The sequence below is a fragment of the Flavobacterium sp. UBA4197 genome, from assembly GCF_002379575.1.
Classification (GTDB): Bacteria; Bacteroidota; Bacteroidia; order Flavobacteriales; family Flavobacteriaceae; genus Flavobacterium; species Flavobacterium inviolabile.
Window position 1 is genome coordinate 13,536 of the sequence record NZ_DFUB01000032.1, and the last position, 22,320, is coordinate 35,855.

The 22,320-nt window shown below is 41.1% G+C and carries 15 protein-coding genes and 1 riboswitch; of the genes, 4 read left to right on the forward strand and 11 right to left on the reverse strand.

Annotated features, from left to right (window positions below; genetic code table 11):
- Positions 1-51: 51 nt before the first annotated feature.
- Positions 52-149: riboswitch (SAM-I-IV-variant riboswitch) on the reverse strand.
- Between the two features lie 141 nt (positions 150-290).
- A complete protein-coding gene (locus B3394_RS15945; protein ID WP_177734546.1) occupies positions 291-827 on the forward strand; it encodes a Crp/Fnr family transcriptional regulator in 537 nt (178 codons plus the stop codon).
- A gap of 57 nt (positions 828-884) precedes the next feature.
- Complete coding sequence (locus tag B3394_RS15950; RefSeq protein ID WP_286926972.1) at positions 885-1,484, forward strand: DinB family protein; 600 nt, start codon at positions 885-887, stop codon at positions 1,482-1,484.
- A gap of 52 nt (positions 1,485-1,536) precedes the next feature.
- On the opposite strand, the gene sucD is transcribed toward B3394_RS15950, so the two are convergent.
- From sucD to B3394_RS15990, 8 genes are all read right to left on the reverse strand, one after another.
- On the reverse strand, positions 1,537-2,409 hold the full coding sequence (gene sucD / locus B3394_RS15955) for a succinate--CoA ligase subunit alpha (RefSeq protein WP_177734548.1): 873 nt from the start codon (positions 2,407-2,409) through the stop codon (positions 1,537-1,539).
- Positions 2,410-2,521: 112 nt separating this feature from the next.
- Complete coding sequence (locus tag B3394_RS15960; protein ID WP_273246962.1) at positions 2,522-2,821, reverse strand: nuclear transport factor 2 family protein; 300 nt, start codon at positions 2,819-2,821, stop codon at positions 2,522-2,524.
- A 52-nt stretch (positions 2,822-2,873) separates the two neighbouring features.
- A complete protein-coding gene (locus B3394_RS15965; RefSeq protein ID WP_273246961.1) occupies positions 2,874-3,815 on the reverse strand; it encodes a UDP-3-O-(3-hydroxymyristoyl)glucosamine N-acyltransferase in 942 nt (313 codons plus the stop codon).
- A 64-nt stretch (positions 3,816-3,879) separates the two neighbouring features.
- Positions 3,880-4,446: an elongation factor P gene (efp, locus tag B3394_RS15970; RefSeq protein ID WP_177734551.1), complete on the reverse strand. Its 567-nt coding sequence runs from the start codon at positions 4,444-4,446 to the stop codon at positions 3,880-3,882.
- Between the two features lie 39 nt (positions 4,447-4,485).
- On the reverse strand, positions 4,486-5,271 hold the full coding sequence (gene lpxA / locus B3394_RS15975) for an acyl-ACP--UDP-N-acetylglucosamine O-acyltransferase (protein WP_177734552.1): 786 nt from the start codon (positions 5,269-5,271) through the stop codon (positions 4,486-4,488).
- 11 nt (positions 5,272-5,282) lie between these two features.
- Positions 5,283-6,671 (reverse strand): bifunctional UDP-3-O-[3-hydroxymyristoyl] N-acetylglucosamine deacetylase/3-hydroxyacyl-ACP dehydratase, encoded by a 1,389-nt coding sequence (locus B3394_RS15980; RefSeq protein WP_177734553.1) that lies wholly within the window; start codon positions 6,669-6,671, stop codon positions 5,283-5,285.
- 29 nt (positions 6,672-6,700) lie between these two features.
- On the reverse strand, positions 6,701-7,717 hold the full coding sequence (lpxD, locus tag B3394_RS15985) for a UDP-3-O-(3-hydroxymyristoyl)glucosamine N-acyltransferase (RefSeq protein ID WP_177734554.1): 1,017 nt from the start codon (positions 7,715-7,717) through the stop codon (positions 6,701-6,703).
- A gap of 30 nt (positions 7,718-7,747) precedes the next feature.
- Positions 7,748-8,983, reverse strand: coding sequence for an HD domain-containing protein (locus B3394_RS15990; RefSeq protein WP_273246959.1), 1,236 nt, complete (start codon positions 8,981-8,983; stop codon positions 7,748-7,750).
- A gap of 279 nt (positions 8,984-9,262) precedes the next feature.
- On the opposite strand from B3394_RS15990, the gene B3394_RS15995 reads away from it, so the two are divergent.
- Positions 9,263-10,393, forward strand: a complete 1,131-nt coding sequence (locus B3394_RS15995; protein WP_177734556.1) for a hypothetical protein — start codon at positions 9,263-9,265, stop codon at positions 10,391-10,393.
- Between the two features lie 356 nt (positions 10,394-10,749).
- On the forward strand, positions 10,750-11,388 hold the full coding sequence (locus B3394_RS16000) for a helix-turn-helix domain-containing protein (RefSeq protein WP_273246958.1): 639 nt from the start codon (positions 10,750-10,752) through the stop codon (positions 11,386-11,388).
- Between the two features lie 57 nt (positions 11,389-11,445).
- Here the strand turns inward: B3394_RS16000 and B3394_RS16005 are convergent, their stop codons facing one another.
- Genes B3394_RS16005 through B3394_RS16015 form a run of 3 tightly spaced genes read right to left on the reverse strand, consistent with a single transcriptional unit; the run spans position 11,446 to position 22,186 of the window.
- On the reverse strand, positions 11,446-13,383 hold the full coding sequence (locus tag B3394_RS16005; protein WP_273246957.1) for an OmpA family protein: 1,938 nt from the start codon (positions 13,381-13,383) through the stop codon (positions 11,446-11,448).
- A gap of 12 nt (positions 13,384-13,395) precedes the next feature.
- On the reverse strand, positions 13,396-14,328 hold the full coding sequence (locus B3394_RS16010) for a PorP/SprF family type IX secretion system membrane protein (protein ID WP_177734559.1): 933 nt from the start codon (positions 14,326-14,328) through the stop codon (positions 13,396-13,398).
- 49 nt (positions 14,329-14,377) lie between these two features.
- Entirely contained in the window at positions 14,378-22,186 is a 7,809-nt protein-coding gene (locus tag B3394_RS16015) for a gliding motility-associated C-terminal domain-containing protein (protein ID WP_286927006.1), read from the reverse strand.
- Positions 22,187-22,320: the final 134 nt, after the last annotated feature.

Genomic DNA, 22,320 nt, shown 5'->3' on the forward strand with positions numbered 1-22,320 from the left:
ATTTAATTAAGCTCACGACGACAAGCAAAACTGGTCAAGAAAGTAGTGTGTGAAAACAACATTTTTTCCAACAGAATTGGCTTATCGTTTTAGCACCTTGCTCGTTGTTGCAGGTTGCTATCTCTTTTGCGAGATTCGTGATAACGGCGGCAAATATAATTCTTTTTTTGTCTTATTTTCACAACAAATCGTTTTTTGATAAAAAAATAACAATATTTCACCCTAAAAGACGCAGCTCAGGATTTCGCATTATTCGTTTTTTTATTAATTTTATGGCAATATTCTCACCAATGACAGCAATAGAAATATTAAATTCACTACTCAACGAAAATTTACTTTGGGAAAATGAAATCGTATTCCGGCGGAACGAATACCTTGCCAGTGAAGGCACCGTAAACACTTTTGTATACTTTGTGATTAGCGGAAGCCTTCGTATTTATACCCTGGACGGTAACGAAGAGAACACCATCCGTTTTGGGTATAAAGATTCCTTTATTACAGCAATTGACAGCTTTTTCACCGAAAGACCGACCGGTTTTTACATTCAGGCGCTAAAAAAGACCACTGTGAAAGTGATTTCCAAAAAAGTTTTACTGGAATTTATCGAAAGTGATGCCAGCCGGCTGAAATTATGGAACAGCATCCTTAGCCTTTTGATTGTACAGCAAATGGAACGGGAGAAAGACTTACTGATCTTCTCACCTGCCGAGCGGTATAAAAGCATCCTGAACAGAAGTCCGCAGCTATTCCAGGAAATCCCGGACAAATACATCGCTTCCTATTTGCGGATGACGGCCGAAACTTTTTCACGAATCAAAAAGTCTTGACCTGAATCAATTTTTAATTCCTTGTTATCACTGAATTTTGCAGTAAACAATTGAATCATGAAAACAGACGCATTACTAGACGAACTTACGGCGGTAACCCTTAACAATATTGCGATTGCCAATCATTTTAAAACACTGGATACCGAAGCGCTGAATTGGCGGCAGTTCACTAAAAGCTGGACCATACTGGAATGTATCGAGCATTTAAACCGTTATGGCGATTTTTACACCAAAGCGCTGTACAACGCCATCCGCAATACAAAATTTAAAAAACCGGAACCGGTATACAAGAGCGGATTACTGGGCGGTTATTTTACCCGGACAATCAAAGAAACCGGCACCAAGAAAATGAAAACATTCCGGGCTTACGATCCTTTAGGCATTTCTTTAAACGAAATTATTCTCGATATTTTTATTGCACAGCAGGAAGAACTGCTGCAATGTCTTGACAGTGCCAGACAGGTGAATGTCATGAAAAGTAAAACCAGGATCAGTATTTCCAAATGGATCAGACTGCAACTGGGCGATACGTTCCAGTTTGTGATCTACCACAATGAAAGACATTTAAAACAGGCGGAAAGTATTTTAAAACAGTACAACCACCAATATCTTTCGGTGTTTAAAATACAGGAATTTAACCATCAGGAAGATCTATAAAAAAAGCCTTACGAAATTCGTAAGGCTTTTTTAGTATAATGAGATTAGAAAATTATCCTAATACTTCTTTTACTTTTTTACCGATTTCAGCTGGTGAATCTACCACGTGAATTCCGTTTTCTTTCATGATACGTTTTTTAGCTTCCGCTGTATCATCAGCACCACCAACAATTGCACCGGCATGTCCCATTGTTCTTCCTTTAGGAGCAGTTTCTCCGGCAATGAATCCAATTACAGGCTTACGGTTACCGTCAGCTTTGATCCAACGTGCAGCATCTGCTTCCAATTGTCCACCGATCTCACCGATCATGATGATACATTCTGTTTCCGGATCGTTCATTAATAATTCTACTGCTTCTTTAGTAGTTGTTCCGATGATCGGGTCACCACCAATACCGATAGCTGTAGTAATACCCAAACCTTGTTTTACAACCTGGTCTGCAGCTTCATACGTTAATGTTCCTGATTTAGAAACGATACCAACTGTTCCTTTTTTGAAAACGAAACCTGGCATGATACCAACTTTAGCTTCACCCGGAGTAATAACACCTGGACAGTTAGGTCCTACTAAACGACAATCTCTGTGTTTAATATAATCATAAGCTTTAATCATATCTGCAACCGGAATACCTTCTGTAATTGTGATAATTACTTTAATTCCAGCGTCAGCAGCTTCCATAATTGCATCAGCAGCAAATGCAGGCGGAACGAAGATAATTGTTGTATCGGCACCAGCCTGATCTACAGCGTCTTTAACGGTGTTAAAAACCGGACGATCTAAGTGAGTCGTTCCTCCTTTTCCCGGAGTTACTCCACCAACAACGTTACTTCCATATTCAATCATTTGAGTAGCATGGAAAGTCCCTTCACTACCTGTGAATCCTTGAACAATTATTTTAGAATCTTTATTTACTAAAACACTCATGATATTTTTTTTATATTATTTTTAAAAACTGTGTTGCAAAAATAGGGTTTTGAACGTAATAGATGAAAGTTTTTTCGAACTTTTATCTGCTATTTTTATTTTTTTAAAATGCTTAGGTTAATTGGCTCATCTGATAGACTCTGTAAAGCTGATTTTCCTTCAATTCACAGATTACCATGAAGTGGGCTAAAATCATTTCTTCATTCGGATTTTCAATGGGCGAAACATAATGGGTATAGTTAACCGAAACCACATTGTTCTCTTCCAGTATATGGCTGATCTCAATTCTTGATGCCACATACGACTTTCCTAACTCGGTAGCCAAAGCCTTTAAATCCTGCTTGTCTAATTGCAAAAAGCCTTTTGAACTGTGCCAGTTGAAAATAATTTCGTCATGAATAAACTGTTCCATTAAACTTTTATTTAATGGACCGTTTAACTGATAAAATTCCTGAACCCGTTCTTTAGCCGTCATTTTTATTTATTTGCGTTAATATTTGCGGAATTTTTTTCACGTAAGCCAATTGCTTCAGCTTTTCGCGTGATTCTTCTGCCGGATAACCAAAATACGTTTTACCGCCTTCCAGTGACTTGGAAACACCGGATTGTGCCAGAATTACCGCTTTTTCACCAATAGTGATACCGCTGGTAGTTCCAACCTGACCCCAAAGTGTTACTTCGTCTTCGATAATCACACAACCTGCAATTCCGGTTTGTGCCGCGATCAGGCATTTTTTCCCGATTACGGTGTCATGACCGATATGCACCTGGTTGTCTATCTTGGAGCCTTCATTGATGGTTGTATCTCCGGTAACCCCTTTATCGATCGTACACAAAGCACCAATACCAACATTATCCTTTATCACCACACGGCCACAGGAAATCAGCTGGTCAAAACCTTCCGGACGTTTTTTGTAATAAAAAGCATCCGCTCCCAAAATACTTCCTGCATGAATGATAACGTTATCACCAATAACGGTATCGTCATACAAAATCACATTGGGATGAATCAGGCAGTTTTTACCGATAACCACATTGTTGCCGATAAAACAGTTTGGCTGAATAACGGTTCCTTCACCAATTTTTGCCGAAGGAGCAATTGCAGCATTGGCCGCCTGAAAAGGTTTAAAATGTTTGGATAACTTATTGAAATCACGAAAAGGATCGTCAGAAAGTAAGAGTGCTTTTCCTTCCGGACAGTCCACTTCTTTATTGATCAGCACTATGGTAGCTGCAGATTGTAACGCTTTATCGTAATATTTGGGATGGTCCACAAAAACGATATCTCCCGGTTCTACAACATGAATTTCATTCATGCCCAGTACAGGGAAATCCGCATCACCAACAAATTTACAATCAATTATTTGGGCAATCTCACTTAAAGAATATGCTTTAGAAAATTTCATATGTATTTTAAATGATATGAAAAGGATAGTACCGCTTTAACAATACTATCCTCTGTATAAATAACTACTCTTTAACACGCTCGATATACGAACCGGAAGCAGTGTCAATTTTAATTTTGTCCCCTTCATTAATGAATAAAGGTACGTTAATCGAAGCTCCTGTTTCTACTTTTGCAGGCTTCGTAGCATTTGTTGCGGTATTACCTTTTACTCCTGGTTCTGCATAGGTAACTTCCAAAACAACAGAAGCAGGCATATCAACAGATAAAGGCGCTTCCGTTTCTGTATTGATCTGAACCATTACATTTTCTCCTTCTTTCAATAAATCCGGAGCATCTAAAATATCTTTATTTAATGCAATTTGCTCGTATGTTTCTACATTCATGAAATGAAAATCGTCTCCTTCTGCATATAAAAACTGAAATTTGTGTGTTTCTACACGCACCACATCAATTTTATGTCCTGCAGAAAAAGTATTATCCAATACTTTACCATTGGTTACACTTTTCATTTTTGTTCTAACAAAAGCAGGTCCTTTTCCAGGTTTAACATGAAGGAACTCTACAATTTTGTAGATATCATTATTGTATTTAATACATAATCCGTTTCTAATATCAGCCGTACTCGCCATTTTGTTTATTTGTTTATTATATTTAAATCTGTTTGCTTCCTAGTAAATACCGGTATACCCTTTCATTACTCCTCTGGATGAGTTTCTGATAAAAAGAATGATCTCATCACGTTCCGGAGTCGCTTCCATTTCTGCCTCAATGATGCTCAATGCCTGCGTGGTATTGTAATTCTTTTGGTATAAAATTCGGTAAATATCCTGTATTTCTCTTATTTTTTCTGTAGAAAATCCTCTTCTTCTCAATCCTACGGAGTTGATCCCTACATAAGACAGCGGTTCTTTTGCTGCTTTTGTAAACGGAGGAACGTCTTTACGCAATAATGATCCACCGGATATCATGGCATGTTCACCAATATTGATGAACTGGTGTACTGCAGAAAGTCCGCCAATGATGGCAAAATCACCAACCGTTACGTGACCTCCTAATAAAACACCGTTTACGATGATAACGTTATCACCTATATGACAATCGTGAGCAATGTGGGCAGCGGCCATTACCAGGCAGTTTTTACCAATTTTGGTTACTCCTGAAGCAACGGTACCTCTGTTTATCGTTACACATTCCCGCACTGTTGTATTATCGCCTATTATGGCAAGAGAGTCTTCTCCGCCAAATTTTAAATCCTGAGGAACCGCAGAAATAACCGCTCCGGGAAAAATGTTACAATTTTTACCGATTCGGGCACCTTCCATGATGGTTACATTGGAACCAATCCAGGTTCCTTCCCCAATTTCAACATTGTTATGAATTGTTGTAAAAGGTTCGATAACCACATTCTTGGCAATTTTTGCTCCGGGATGAACGTATGCTAAAGGTTGATTCATACTTTTTTTGTTTAATTCTTTCTCACGATTTGCGCCATCAATTCGGCTTCTGTGACTAATTTACCATTAGCATATGCACTTGCCTGCATATGGCATATTCCTCTGCGGATTGGTGATAATAAATCCAGTTTGAACACCAAGGTATCACCCGGCAGTACTTTATTTTTGAATTTCACATTATCAATTTTCATAAAGTAAGTCAGGTAATTTTCCGGATCCGGAACAGAACTCAAAATCAGGATTCCTCCGGTTTGCGCCATCGCTTCCACGATTAACACCCCCGGCATTACCGGTGCTCCCGGAAAATGCCCGATAAAGAAATCTTCATTCATCGTTACATTTTTCAAACCGACCACATGGGAATCAGACATTTCTAAAATTCTGTCAACCAATAGGAATGGCGGACGATGCGGCAACATCGACATGATTTTAGTAACATCCATCAACGGTTCTTTATGTAAATCATAAACCGGAACCTGATTGCGTTGCTCGTTTTTTATCACTTTAGACATTTTTTTGGCAAATTGCGTATTGACAAAATGTCCGGGTTTATTTGCGATTACTTTTCCTTTAATTCTCGTTCCGATCAAAGCCAGATCTCCAACAACGTCCAGCAATTTGTGACGCGCCGCTTCATTAGGATAATGCAAGGTAAGATTATCCAGAATACCGTTTGGTTTTACTGAGATCTTTTCTTTATCAAAAGCAACTTTTAAACGCTCCATTGTTTCCTGTGAAATTTCCTTATCCACATATACAATAGCATTGTTCAGGTCACCACCTTTAATCAAACCGTGCTCCAGTAAGCTTTCCAGTTCGTGCAGGAAGCTGAAAGTTCTGCAATCGGCAATTTCTGCTTTAAACTCGCTTATGGATTTCATCGTAGCATTCTGGGTTCCTAAAACCTTAGTTCCAAAATCAACCATAGCCGTTACCTGATAATCATCAGCCGGCATTACGATGATCTCACTTCCGGTAGCTTCATCGGTATATGAAATAACTTCTTTTACCACATATACATTTCGCTCCGCTTCCTGTTCCTGTACACCTGCTTCTTCAATTGCCTCTACAAAGTACTTGGAAGAACCATCCATGATGGGCGGTTCGGAAGCATTCAGCTCAATAATAACATTATCAATATCACATCCCACCAATGCCGCCAAAACGTGCTCTGATGTTTGAATCTTAACGCCTTTTTTCTCCAGATTTGTTCCGCGTTGTGTATTCACTACATAATTGGCATCGGCCTCAATGATGGGCTGACCTTCCAAATCCACACGTACAAATGTGTAACCATTATTAACAGGCGCAGGTTTAAAGGTCATGGTAACTTCCTGACCGGTATGTAATCCTACTCCTTTTAATGAAATCTCTTTTTTAATGGTTGTTTGCTTAACCATAATATTTAGTTTTGAATATTTGTTTGCTGTTATTTTCTTTTTTTCAAGTCGTCAATATCTCTGGCCATCTTCGGTAAATTTTTAAAATTCACATACGATTTGCTAAAGTCGCCATAACTAAATGCCGGACTGCCCTGAATTGTTTCATTATCTTTTACACTTCTGGAAACACCGGACTGTGCCTGGATTTTAACGCCATTACCGATAACGATATGCCCTACAATACCAACCTGTCCGCCAATCATACAGTTTTTACCGATTTTGGTTGACCCGGCTACTCCGGTTTGTGAAGCAATAACGGTATTCTCCCCGATTTCCACATTGTGTGCAATCTGAATCTGGTTGTCCAGTTTCACACCTTTTTTAATAACGGTCGATCCTAATGTTGCCCGGTCAATAGTAGTGCACGAACCGATATCGACATTGTCTTCAATCACGACATTGCCAATTTGCGGTACCTTATTATAGATCCCTTCTTCATTCGGAACAAAACCGAATCCGTCCGAACCGATAATGGTTCCGGAATGGATCACACATTTTTTTCCGATTTCCGTTTCAGAATAAATACGTACACCGGCAAACAATATGGTATCGTCGCCAATAGTAACATTATCACCTACAAAACTGTTGGGATAAATCTTTACATTGTTTCCGATTTTTACATTGTTCCCAATATAGCAAAAACTTCCCAAATACAGGTTTTCCCCGTATTCAACATTTTCCGATATTACCGAAGGCTGCTCAATTCCGGATTTCATCAACTTTACCTGGTTGTAATATTCCAGTAGTTTTGAAAAGGATTTGTAGGCATCTTCTACTTTAATAAGTGTAGTTCTTAATTCCTGTTCAGGCTCAAAAGTATTATTTACGATTGTTATCGTAGCCTGTGTTGTATATATATGATTCAGGTATTTCGGATTGGCCAGAAAAGTTAAAGAACCTTCCGAACCTTCTTCGATTTTAGCCAATTTATGGACTTCCGCTGCAGGATTACCAACAACTTCTCCTTCTAAAATACCTGCTATTTGTTCAGCTGTAAATTTCATCCCGACAAAAATATAAAATTTAATTTAATCTTAACTTTCTAAAAGCACTTTTGGAAAACAGATATAATATTTCGTCACTGGTTTGGACAGGGCTTTCAGATTCATCTGATCGGAAGCTTCCACTACGTCTTCAACCGTTTTGTCTTTCTTTAAAATACGGATAGGCTCTCCTGCTTTATTGTAAGCCTGATTCTTGATTTTTCCTTTAAATACAAAATAATCCGCTTCTTTTTCCGACATGGGCTGTAGTTCAATCAGCTTCTTTCTAAGCGCTTCCACGTCACCCTGCTCTACTTTTTCAGACACCATTCTTATTTTTAGCAAATCGCGGTTGATCAGCATTTTACTCAAAGAAGACAGTACAAAATCGTCATGGAACTGCCATGCTTTTATCGCACTCATGATGTCAAAATCGTCTAACTGAGCGAATTTATCAAGTATTTTTTCATCAAAATCATCATGGGTAATTTTGTGCAGCATAAAAAACTGTAACGGCTCACTGCAATTCGGCAAATCGCCTTTGTGCGTAAGCTCTTTCGCTCTCTTTAATATTTTTGTCAATATTAATTCGGCAACCACACTGGTTTTATGCAAATAAGCCTGCCAGTACATCAACCGGCGTGCTCCTAAAAATTTCTCTACCGAATAAATTCCTTTTTCCTCGATGACCAACAGGTCGTTTTCCACATTCATCATTTGGATCAAACGTTCCGAATTGATGTTTCCTTCGGCAACACCGCTGTAAAAACTATCTCTTTTCAGGTAATCCAGACGGTCCATATCCAGCTGGCTTGAAATTAGCTGCAGCATGAATTTCCGGTGGTATTCGCCTTTAAAAACCTGAATGGCAAGATCGAGCTTCCCTTCAAATTCTGCATTGAGCCTGTTCATAAACAACATCGAAATTTCTTCATGATGCACTCCTTCCACGATACTGTGTTCCATGGCATGCGAAAAAGGACCATGCCCGATATCGTGCAATAAAATCGCAATATATAAAGCATTTTCTTCCTGCTCTGAAATTTTCACGTCTTTAAAACGCAATACCTGAACCGCTTTTTGCATAATGTGCATGCAGCCCAGCGCATGGTGAAAACGGGTATGATGTGCTCCGGGATAAACCAGGTAAGACATTCCCATTTGCGAAATGCGGCGCAAACGCTGGAAATAAGGATGCTGAATTAAATCGTAAATAAGAGTATTAGGGATGGTTATAAAACCATAAATAGGGTCATTTAGAATTTTAAGCTTATTGATTTGGCTCACAGATATTTTTTTAGTGAAACAAATATAAAATAAAAAACATGAAACTATTTTCAATTTAAATCATATTTAGCATTTCTGCTTCCGCCCCGAATTATCAACTTCCCAAAGAAACAATTAAAAAAATCAAATAATGCGATTATTTTAATATAAAAACACACTTTTTGTATTGTTTTTTTCTTTAAATTAGTAGCAGTTATCCATAAAAATAGTTCAAAATGCGCATAAATTTAATAGAAATGACCAATTCCCCCTTATTGTCCAAATCTAACCAATACGATTATGAAACAAAACTTCCCTTTCGCCCTCCTATTAATGGCTGCTACAAGCGCCTACTCACAGATTGGTATTGGTACCACGAATCCAAAATCAACACTTGACATTGCCCTTTCCAATAGTCTTACCCCAAAAAATACGGACGGAATACTGATTCCCAGAATAAACAATTTTCCTTTAACGCCACCTACCGTTGCCGGATTACTGGTTTATCTGGATGATACCGATAATAATGACGCACAACCGGACGGATTTTATTTCTGGAATCAGACACAAACAAAATGGAATTATGTAACCGGCTGGAATTATTCCGGTAACGAAGCCACCTCTCCTTCTACCGCTGCCATCGGGGCAGCACTAAACGGTGACTTTTTAGGCACCAAGGACAATGCCGATTTTGTGCTGGGCACCCAAAACCTAGAACGATTGCGAATAACAGCAAGCGGCAACATCGGTATCGGAAAAATCAACCCCACCAAACGACTGGAAGTAAATGCCAACAGCGACTACCTCAAATTTGAGAATTTAGCCACCAAGACCGTCAGTGCCAAAACCTACTATATGGTACGCGACAATTCAAACAGCGAAGTAGGCCTTTCTGAAGTTGAAAACGTGGCCGGACAAATTCTGAGAATAGGCCTTAATACCGCGGCTTACGACAATACCGAAAGAGCCATTCGCTTTAAAGACAACAACGATGCAACCGAAATGGGCGCTTCCAATTTTATCAACACCATTACCGGCTCTTCTTTTACCGAAGGCGGCAACCTTGCCACCGATAAAGACCTGATCAATCTGCCGGCCGGAACCTACAAGATAACGATGAAAGTTTCTTATGCTAACGGCAGCAGCGGATTATTGAGCCTTACCACTACAAATAACCTGATGTTTCGCCTTTATGTGAACGGAGTCGAATATTCCCGGCAATATTCCACCTTTAATGCCAGCGGCTTGCTCGGATTAGGAATTGCAGGCGACGCCGTTAAAAACGATTGCGTCTTCAGCGACTTTGTCACCTTAACCGGAACAACCCCGCTTTATTTTTCTACCATTACCGAAGGCAATATTCCTTATAATATTAACGGTAAAGTTTCTTCAAGTTATCGCTCTATCATCCTGGTAGAAAGACTCCGATAAATCATTCAACCCCTTTTTTGACATTCCTTTAGGTTCAAAAAACTTAAAGGAATGCTTATATATACATATTTTTCTTATAAAAAAAGACTAAAAATACCTTTTAGCATTAATTTGTGAAAATTATATCCGTAAAAACCAAAAAAGTAATTATTTTTGTTCTGTTATTAAAAAATGTGGAAAAACCGTAATTGTAATTCGTTTTTTATTATATAAGTAAACTAAATCTACTTATTAACAGAATAAAAAAAATGCACCCAAATTACTTAAAGAATAATTTTTTCTGTAATTATGGCATATTTTTTGACAAAATAGTTTAGGAACAGTTAATGAATTGATAATTATATAGAACCTGAAAAATGCAAGAGGGAAATATCCAAACCGCGAAAAGTATCTTAACGCGTGTTAAAAAGGTCTTTAAAATAAAAACAGACGCCCAGCTGGCTGAATTACTTAGTATTAAACCCAATACTATTTCAAGCTGGAAAAAAAGAAACACTCTTGATTATGAATCCATAATTGAACAGTGTAACAAAGCAAACATTGATTTGAATGAAATTTTTCTTGGAAACGAAAGTTTTAGCTTTAAGAAAAAAATCACGCCAATCATTACCAAGGAAATGTTATTTCAGTATACCACAGGCGAATTGAACCTGGAAAGAAGTGACATCCCTACCATCAACATCCCTTTTCTGCAGCAAAAAAACTCTATGGTTTTCCAGGTGAACACCTCAGAATTAGAGCCTTCTATCAAAGAGAACACGTTTGTTATCTGTGAAGAAGCAACTGCAAATGATATTACGAACGATTCTTTCGCCGTAATTATCAGCAAGGAAAAAGGATTATACATGTCCAAAGTGGCTCAAAACGAAAATGACGAATCCATCTTAAATCTTATTTCCCGAAAAGAATCTGTTTTTTCCGGTAAAAATGAGATCAAAAAGAGTAAAATAGATGAGATCTGGAAAATAAAAGGTGTTTTAGATATCTTTAGTTAATATATAAAAAGGAGTTCCGTTTGGAACTCCTTTTTTAATTTGGATACGATCCGTATTTTATTTTTCTACAATAATAAAATCAGAACGCCGGTTTATGGCATGTTCTGCATCGGTACATTTTACACCGTTGCGGCATTTGTTTTTCAACCGGGTTTCGCCATAACCAATAGCGCTAAGAATACGATCCGGAGCAATTCCGTTTTCCAGTATGTATTTTTCAGTCGCTTTCGCTCTGTTGTCTGACAATTTCAGGTTGTACGAATCACTTCCTCTCGAATCGGTATGCGATTCTATTCTGATCTTTACTTTAGGGAAGGTCTTCATAACATACACTACCCTGTCCAGTTCCACAACTGCCTGTGGGGTAATATTCCATTTGTTGTATTCGAAATAAATCGGATTAATGTCAATTTTTTCATTGGCACCGTCTTTAACCGTAAAGTCTTCCAGTTTTGCCAATTCAAAGTCAACCACCTGTTTTTCTTCGTTTTTAGCCGTAGCCACCACTGGTTTTTCCTGGCTGGCAAAGTTTTCTTTTGCCGCTTCAAATTTATAGGTCGCTCCGCAGGGAACCGTAAGCTGATACCTGCCATCTTCGCCCGTTGTGGTTTCCGTTTTTAAATCGCCAAACGAATCATATACTTTTACAGTGGCACCGGCAATCGGTATTTTTGATTTGGAATTGGTTACCCTACCGGATACAAACTGGTTACATTCTGCTTTTGCTTTGGTAAAATAGTAAATATCATCATCTCCTTTACCTGCATCCCTGTTTGAAGACACATAACCGTATTTCGATTCCAGATCAATAATATAGGAGAAATCATCTTTATTACTATTTACCGGCTGCCCGACGTTTTTAGGTTCCGAAAAGTTCAGCTTACCGGAATGCTTGCTTTCATAAACATCCAGTCCGCCATATCCGTAATGTCCGTCAGAAGAAAAATACAACACACCGTCATTGTAATACGGAAACATTTCCCTGCCAACGGTATTGATTACCGGTCCTAAATTTTGGGGCGAATTGATACTGCCGTCTGCAAAAACCTCAGCCACATAAATATCCGTTTCGCCATAACCTCCCGGCATGTCGGAAACAAAAAACAACCATTTTCCATCCGGACTTAATGTCGGATGGCCAACGCTGTATTCTAGGCTGTTAAAGAATAATTTTTCGATATTGATCACTTTGCCGTTCTCTATCGTTCCTTTAAGAATCTGAAAGTTGTTTACTCCTTCTTTATCGTTCTTTAATCTATTCTTGTTTTTCCGGGTTGCATTGGTGGTAAAATAAATTGTTTTCAGATCCGGTGAAAAGGTTAAGGTTGCATCGTGATAATTTGAATTCACTTCGCTAAAAAACGGCTGTTCGTTAAACAAAGCTCCGGTTGCCGCATTCCTGTCGGCCACATAGAACGATAAAAACGGCTGTTCATTCCAGGAATAAAGCCTTTTTATCAGCTTTCCTCCTTTTTTACTGGACGAATAAACCAGCTGGTTCCCGTAGAATGTCGATCCGAAATCGGAATACGAAGTATTGATCTCAAGCGGCACCACCTTATATAAAGACGGTTTTCCGGCCAGGCTGTCCATATACTTTTGCTGCCGTGCAAAACCTGCTATCTTATCCTGATCGCCTTTTCCTTTCAGGTATTCCTTGGTTATTTTATTCGCGTCATCATAATCCCTGACTCCTCTTAAAGCCTGGGTATACCGCAACAGGTATACATCATTCAGGTTCTGTCCCTGCACGCTGTATAATTTCTTATACCAGGTTACGGCTTTTCTCATATCGTTAAGATAATAGTAGGTATCCCCTACATTCATCAAAGTTTGTATCGAAGGATTTTGTTCTTTTTCCAGATATTCTTCATAGGCTTTTGCAGCATCCACATACGACATATCTTTAAAGAGCTTGTCTGCGTCTTTTAACTTCTGCTGGGCATAAGTAAAATTGATACAAATTAAAAAACTGAAAAATAGTAATTTCTTCATATGCTTTCGGTATTAGAAAAATCTAGGTGATTTAATGGCTGATGACTTGTGTGGCATTTGAAAACGCAATATAATTTCGTGCGTTCCGTCATTATATTTATTCAGTTTTGTTGTTGAATAATCAAATGCATACCCAATAAAGAAATTATCTAAGAACTGTAATCCCACAAGAGCACTTACGGAATCGTCCCAGCGATAGGACGCTCCCAGCGTTAGTTTCTCCTGCAAAAGAAAGTTGGCCGAAACATCCGCTGCCAACGGTGATCCGCTTACCGCTTTTAACATTGCCGATGGTTTGAATTTCAAACCTTCAGAAATATCAAAAACATAACCTCCGATAAGATAATAGTGCAGTTTATCGGCAACCACCGATTCCTGGATGTCATCATAATAATCCTGCTTGATAAAATTGGGAACGGAAGCACCAACATACCATTTTTCACCGTATAAATACGCTCCGGCTCCAATTAGCGGCATGATCCTGTTCGAAATATTGTTATTCAGCAAGACATCATTATTATCCAGATAGCGTCCTTTGGACCAGTCGACATTTAACATTCTTGCCCCGGCTTTTACACCAAAGGCAAGTTTTGTTTTATATCCGAAATTCAGCGTATAGGAAAAATTTCCTGACGCCGAGGTTTCCGTTGACGGTCCGATCTTATCGGCTATAACATTAAGTCCCAAACCGATTTTATCGGATACCGGGGAATGAATCCCGAATGTTCCGGTTCTCGGAGCCCCGTCAATTCCCACCCATTGCGAGCGCAAAAGCAAGTTGGCTTCCAATACTCCCGGAGATCCCGTATATCCGGGATTCACAGTGATTGTATTGTACATATACTGCGTATATTCCGGATTTTGCTGTGCCTTTACAGTAAGTGGAAATAGAATGGTTCCTCCTAAAAAGCACGTTACTAGTATATCTTTTATATTTATTCTCATGTTGTGTATTATTAAATTGATAAAAAACTTATGGAAGGGTATATCATGATTATCTCATGATATATACCCATCCGGTTTTAACAGTACCGGAATTATCTCCTGTATCAAAAACATAATAATAAGTTCCCGTTGGTAAAACAGTTCCGTCAAAAGTTCCGTTTACATTTGAAACGCCTTTCCAGTCGTTTTGATAACCTCTGGTTTTGTATACCAGGTTTCCATATCTGTTAAAGATTTCCAATGTGTTATTTGGGAAATGTTCGGCACATTTAATGGTGAAAACATCGTTAGAGCCATCCTCATTTGGAGTAAACTCGTTATAAACCACCAAACACATCGGTTCAACAGAGGCACTTGCCGTATTATTATTAACATCAGCATCTACCGGGTCGGAACTTGCTATCGTTACTGTATTTAAATAATCACCTGAGAATAAAACTTTTACAGTGATCGCTAATGTTGCAGACTGATTTGGTCCTAAAGCCGGGATTGTCCAGATTCCGGTGTTGTTATTGTAGGTTCCGTTTGAAACGACCATACTCACAAAGGAATATCCGCTCGGAATCACTTCATTAACCACAACATTCTGGAACTGTGCCTGTCCTGTATTGGTTACCGTAATGGTAAATACAACATTATCGTCAATAAATGGTGCAGGATTGTCTACCGTTTTCGTAATGGTAATATCCGAACAGTTGGACACATTCAGATTCAGGGTTGCCAGACTAAGAACGGTACAGCCATTTGCATCGTTATAGCTAACATTAACCGAATTGGCTCCTACCTGCGACCAGACAACCGTGATTGTATTATCTGCGGTTCCGCCGCCACTCACAACCTGTCCGCCGTTACCAACCGTCCAAACATAGTTGGTCATACCGGCGTTTGTAGTGTAGGTCACCTGATCCTGAAGACATACGGTAGCCGAACCACCGCTCAAAGTTGCCTGTGATCCGCTGTAGAACTGAACCGCAACGGCTAAACGAATCGAACTTTCACAGCCCGAAACCGGATCCACTAAAACACCATAGTATGTTCCGGCTGCCGTTATAGGCGTATTTGATGCTAACGGCGTTCCGCCTGCAGGAACGTTATACCAGATCACTCCGGCTTCGTTTACCTGAATGGAAGCCACTGTCGGATTAGCCGTCGGACAGAATTCCTGTACCGCATCGTTAGTAGTTGGTGTTGGGGCATCATTAACCTGAACCGTAACAGCCAGACGAACAGCACTTTCACAGCCGGTTACCGGATCTACAATTACTCCATAATAGGTCATACCACTGGTTAGTGCCGTAGCAGCCGTAACAACAGTTCCTCCTGTTGGAGCAGTATACCAGATCACTCCGGTTTCATTCACCTGGATGGACGCTACTGTTGGATTGTTTACTTTACAGAAATCCTGAGTGGTGTCGTTCGTTGTTGGTGTTGGGGTATTGTTAATAGTCACCGCTACCGCCAGGCGAATAGAACTTTCACATCCGGAAGCCGCATCCACCAATACACCGTAATAGGTTATTCCGCTAATTAACGGTGTGGTAGAAGCTAATGGCGTGCCACCGGTTGGTACATTGTACCAGATCACACCGGTTTCGTTTACCTGGATGGACGCTATTGTTGGATTACTTTGTGTACAAAAATCTTGTGTTGTATCATTTGTTGTTGGCGTTGGCGCATCACTTACCTGAACGGCAACCGCCAAACGAATGGAACTTTCACAGCCGGAAGCCGCATCTACTAATGCTCCGTAATAGGTTCCGGTTACTAATGGTGTGGTCGAAGCCACTACACTGCCTCCTGTTGGTGCAGTATACCAGATCACTCCGGTTTCATTCACCTGGATGGACGCTACCGTTGGATTATTTACTTTACAGAAATCCTGAGTCGTATCATTCGTTGTTGGCGTTGGGGCATCATTTACCTGAACCGCAACGGCTAAACGTACCGAGCTTTCGCAGCCCGAAGCTGCATCTACTAATACGCCATAATACGTTCCGGTTACTAATGCCGTGGTGGAAGCCAATGGTGTTCCGCCGGTTGGTACAGTATACCAGATCACTCCGGTTTCATTTACCTGAATGGACGCTACCGTTGGATTGGTCGACTGACAGAAATCCTGGGTCGTATCGTTTGTTGTTGGCGTTGGTGCATCATTTACCTGAACCGTAACAGCCAGACGAATGGAACTTTCACAACCCGAAGCGGCATCTACCAATACGCCATAATAGGTTGTTCCGCTGATTAACGCCGTAGTCGAAGCTACAACACTACCTCCTGTTGGCGCAGTATACCAGATCACTCCGGTTTCATTCACCTGAATGGACGCTACTGTTGGATTTGCCGACTGACAGAAATCCTGAGTGGTATCGTTCGTAGTTGGCGTTGGCGCATCGTTTACCTGAACCGCAACCGCTAAGCGTACCGAGCTTTCACAACCTGAAGCCGCATCTACCAATACACCATAATAGGTTCCCGTTACTAATGCAGTGGTAGAAGCCAATGGCGTTCCGCCGGTTGGTACAGTATACCAGATCACTCCGGTTTCATTTACCAGGATCGAAGCCACCGTTGGATTATTTACTTTACAGAAATCCTGAGTCGTATCGTTTGTTGTTGGCGTTGGCGCATCGTTTACCTGAACGGCAACCGCTAAGCGTACTGAGCTTTCACAGCCCGAAGCAGCATCTACCAATACGCCATAATAGGTTCCGGTTACCAATGCCGTGGTGGAAGCCAATGGCGTTCCGCCGGTTGGTACAGTATACCAGATCACTCCGGTTTCATTTACCTGGATCGAAGCCACCGTTGGATTATTTACTTTACAGAAATCCTGAGTCGTATCGTTCGTTGTTGGTGTTGGCGCATCGTTTACCTGAACGGCAACAGCCAAGCGTACCGAGCTTTCACAGCCGGAAGCGGCATCGATTAATACACCGTAATAGGTTCCGGTTACCAATGGCGTTGTGGAAGCTAATGGCGTTCCACCTGTCGGCACATTGTACCAGATCACGCCGGCTTCATTCACGATAATCGATTCCACTATCGGGTTATTTGCTTTACAAAAATCCTGGGTCGTATCGTTTGTTGTTGGCGTTGGGGCATCGTTTACCTGTACGGCAACCGCTAAACGTACCGAGCTTTCACAACCCGTTACCGCATCTACCAATACACCATAATAGGTACCGGTTACTAATGCTGTGGTCGAAGCTAACGGCGTTCCACCGGTTGGCACATTATACCAGATCACGCCGGCTTCATTGACGATGATTGATTCTACAATCGGATTATTTACTTTACAAAAATCCTGAGTGGTATCGTTTGTTGTTGGCGTTGGTGCATCGTTTACCTGAACGGCAACCACTAAGCGTACCGAGCTTTCACAGCCCGAAACAGCATCTACCAATACACCATAATAGGTTCCGGTTACTAATGCCGTGGTCGAAACTAACGGCGTTCCACCGGTTGGCACATTATACCAGATCACACCGGCTTCATTAACGATAATTGATTCCACAATCGGATTATTTACTTTACAGAAATCCTGAGTGGCATCGTTTGTTGTTGGCGTTGGCGCATCATTTACCTGAACGGCAACCGCTAAGCGTACCGAGCTTTCGCAACCAGAAACGGCATTCAGCAAGGCTCCGTAATAGGTTCCGGTTACCAATGGCGTTGTAGAAGCCAATGACGTTCCACCTGTCGGTACACTGTACCAGATTACGCCGGCTTCATTAACGATGATTGATTCTACTATCGGATTATCTACTTTACAGAAATCCTGAGTGGTATCATCGGTAGTTGGCGTTGGTGCATCGCCCATATTAACAACTACATCCTGTAAGGTTCCCGGTAAATTCGGGCAGGTAGTATTGCCCGACACCGACACATAATAGGTATACGGGCTATTTGTTGTGGTTAAACCGGTTACCGTCAGAGTACCGTTTGCCGCTATGGCATAGGTTACACTGCCAACGGTTCCGTTGGTTATTGGTTGCGTAATATCATTTGTAAAATACCAGGCAAAAACCGGATTGGTTAACGTCGTGGTTGGCTGAATGCTAACCGGATTCGGATTACTCATACAGGTCTGTATATCGCTCACGGTAATATCCGTAGCTACTGACGGCGGTAATATTATGAACGTAACCGAAATTCTGTCTGCCGGCAGCGTTTCACAAAACTGATCGGAGCTTACACCCACATAATAGGTGTGTGTTCCCGGAGTTAATCCTGTTAACGAAAGCGTACTGGTTGTTTGTCCCGGAATCAGGGTCTGAACCGTTCCGTTAAAACTATACCAGTAATAAACCGGATTGGTTACCGCCGGAGTACTGTTCAACTGTGCTGTTAAGGTAACCGCACCGCCTGGAGCGCACAATGTTGTGTTATTCCCGGAATTAATTAAAATACCGGTAATCGAAGTCTGTGGCGAGGTAGGTCCCACGATCAGTGTTATCGCCGTTCTGGCCATCACTTCACAACCGCTTCTCACAGGCTGCAGATAAAAGACATGCGTTCCCACAGCTAAACTGAAAGGCACTGTATAGGACGTTCCGCTGGTGATCAGATTGCCTCCTGTTGCCGCATCATACCAGTTAAATGTGGTACAATTCTGAGGAGCAATGCTCACAAGATCACCATAACATACTTCTATTATTCTGTCGCCGCCGCTGTCTACTACGTCAACAGCTGCTTCTCTTGTAACGGAATGTATCTGTAAACTATTCAATACGCTTGCCACACCGCCCATTCTGATACGAACGCGGTCGTATGCCGGCGACTGTGCATTGGTAATGATCACGGCTTCTGTTCCGCCGTTAAGCAGCTGTACCAACAGTACGGAACTGCTGGTATCCAACGCTCCTCCAACCGGGTTATTCCCCATATAACGCTGAATATTCAAACCGGATAAAAGCCCTGCATTCAATAAGGTTCCCGGTTTGGAAATTCTGATTTTGATAACATCATTTTCCTGTGACGGGCTTCTGAATTTCACGGTCATCTCTGCCGCTGCCAAAACACCTACACCGCTGGACATCGTAGCAAATGTAGTTTCACTGTTATCAACGGCATTCCAGGCATTGGTTACTCCAACGGTACTCGTTAAAGCGCCGATACCCAAATCGATATTACCATAAAATACGTCTTCCACATCGCCCGGCTGACAAACCACCGGATTGGAAACTTTTGCATAATAGGCCTCATAAATACGGGCACTTTGCGCCACGCTCAATATAGAGCCGATAACAATTCGTATTCCGTCATACGCTTTTGGTCCGGTAGTATTGGACGGTACAAAAGTATATTCAAAACTGTTCTCTCCCGGTAATAAGTTCAGCAAGCTTGCCGAAAGCGGTTGCAGGGTTCCGATATCTACAGGATTGCCCAAACCGTCTTTTTTAGTACCGATAATCGTAATGGCTCCCAACAGCGTTAAGCCGCTGTATTCCGTACCTACTTTAATGGTAACCGGTGTACCTGCCGGAATAGTCGTATTCCATTGCAGATTCTGCCAGGTGGTCCCGATACCCAAAAGTCCGATACCGGTAGTAATGGTTGAGAATGACTGCGGGTTCTGATCGATTGCCGAACCGCCATTCATAACACCACCTGTAATAATCGAACCGGAACTTTGTGTATTGGCATACACCCTATCCATAAACGGCGGACAGTTGGAAGGATCAATAACGTTAACCGTTACGGAGATATTAACCGCACACAGTCCGTTATTGGCCACAGCCGTAAAAGTATAATAACCGGCTGTTGTAAACGGTCCGGCTACGTTAGCCGCTAAAGCAACACCGTTTTGGTCAAACCAGGTTACGGTTGCATTGGATGTTGACAGTAGGGTTACCGAATCGCCAAGATTCACCGTATAGGTTAACGGTACTACCTGCAACTGCGGTAACGGATTTACCGTTACTACTACCGCTTTTCTTTCAGACGGGCAGGTACTACTCGCATTTAAAGCTTCAATATAATAAGTCCCTCCTACCGTTATATTGGCTGCCTGATCCGGCGTTAAAGGAGTGTTCGTGCTATCGAAAAAAGAGTATGTTGTATTGCCGGTCGTATCAAAATTTACAATGGCATTTCTAAGGTTTACAAATCCGCAGCCGGAAATGGCCGTCTGAACATCAAGTGTTGTAACAGACAAACCAACCTGTACTTCCGCTAAAGTATTCGCTGCATTTTCACAGGCTCCGGCAAGTTCCACTGCTATAAAATAACTTCTGGGTGTATTGGTTGCGTTTAACCCGCTAACCGTTAAGGCGCCGGTAACAGGATCTTTCACATAGGTAATTCCCGCATGACCGACAAAACCGGTTGTAATTTCCTGTGTTTTTAACTGATCTGTAAAATATTTGAATGTACCGCCAGACAAAGCTGTTGTTGGTGCTAAAACAGCAACACCCAGACAGGAAGCGGCTACATTTGCATTGATGGTTATATCTGTTGCTATCGGAAGGGACGAAACGGTTATCGTAATCGGAACCCTTTCTGAAACAGCGGTACAGCCTATTTGTCTTGCCGCAACATAATAGGTTGCTGTTGCAGACACGTTAGAAATCAGATAAGGTACGTTATAGGCCGTAGTCGCTACCGGAGCGGTACTGGTAAGACTGTTGTACCAGAGCAATTGATTTGTGGAAGCGGTAGTAGCCGTTAAAGATACCGGCTGACCGCTGCAAATGGCCAGATTCTGGTTCGCAGAAGTTACATCAGGCTTAGCCGGAGAACGATATACATTAAATATTTTGACCGTTTTGGTCACGTTTAACTGTACCAGTGAGGAGATTGTCAACTTAACCCTGTCGAACGACTGTCCGGGAGAAAAAGAAACATTGGTTTTCTGTCCGGCACTGAGCAGTCCCAAAACATCTGCGTTGAGCAATGCACCTAATCCGGTCGAATAGACTACATTTTGCCCGAGCAGCGCTTCTATTTTAATACCATCTGATACACCTAAATTCAATAGTGAAGGATCATCCAGCTGCAGGGTTAAATGAAACTGGTCTGTAGTACTGGACGGCGTTGCAAAATAAATTGTCTGACTTATGGTTCCTGCAACGGTCAGCGCTCCCATACTTACCATGGAATAGCTGTTGTTATCCGTATCAATGGCATTTTTCGGATCTGCTACACCTGCACCGCCAACGCCTAAGATATCTACAGTACCTCCGGTACCATCGAAAGAAGTGGTAAATGCCGGATTACAAACATCACTGCCTGAAAAATAGAACGCGCTGTATACTCTCATGGTATTGATTGTACCCAGCAACAAGGTGTTTGTTAAATCCTCAATTTCAATACTGTTATAGCTCACATTGGGTGTTACTGCAATGTAATAATTACCATTGACATCATAAACAAGTCTTGCACTTTCATTGGCAAAACCATTAATCGAAGAAGCAGAAAATACCGGGGTCGCATTTCCTGTTTGCTTGACATTAACATTAAAGTAGTGATTTCCCAGGGCCAGTGTTCCTGTCAAATTAGCCAGAGCACCACCTAAACCACCTCCTAATAAGGTGTTTAAAAGGGTGTTATCGGTCTGGATTCTGATATAGGAAGTTGTTCCTGCCGGTACCGTAGACGGGAAACCCAGTTCTATTCTTCCGGTATAGGAACCTAAATTAATAGCAATACCACCATAAGATTCCAGCGTGGCATAATCGGTAGTACTCACTGAAACCGCGTTACCAGGGGCAGCTACATGGCTATTATTAGCCAAAAGTTGATTGGCATACACATACGATACCTGTGCGCTGCTATCAACATGAACGAAGAGAAAAAACATTAAAAAAAGCAGGTAGAGCCTTTTAAAACATTTTTTCAGAGTAAAATTCCAATTCATAAGCAATAGATTTATAGGTTGTTTTTTTATACAGTATATTAAATAGCACTGTAAGCTCCCTTATACAAAGGCGCTAACTGCTGGTTAATCATTCATTTATGTTGTTTTTTTCAAGTGTTAAACCTAAACTTCAC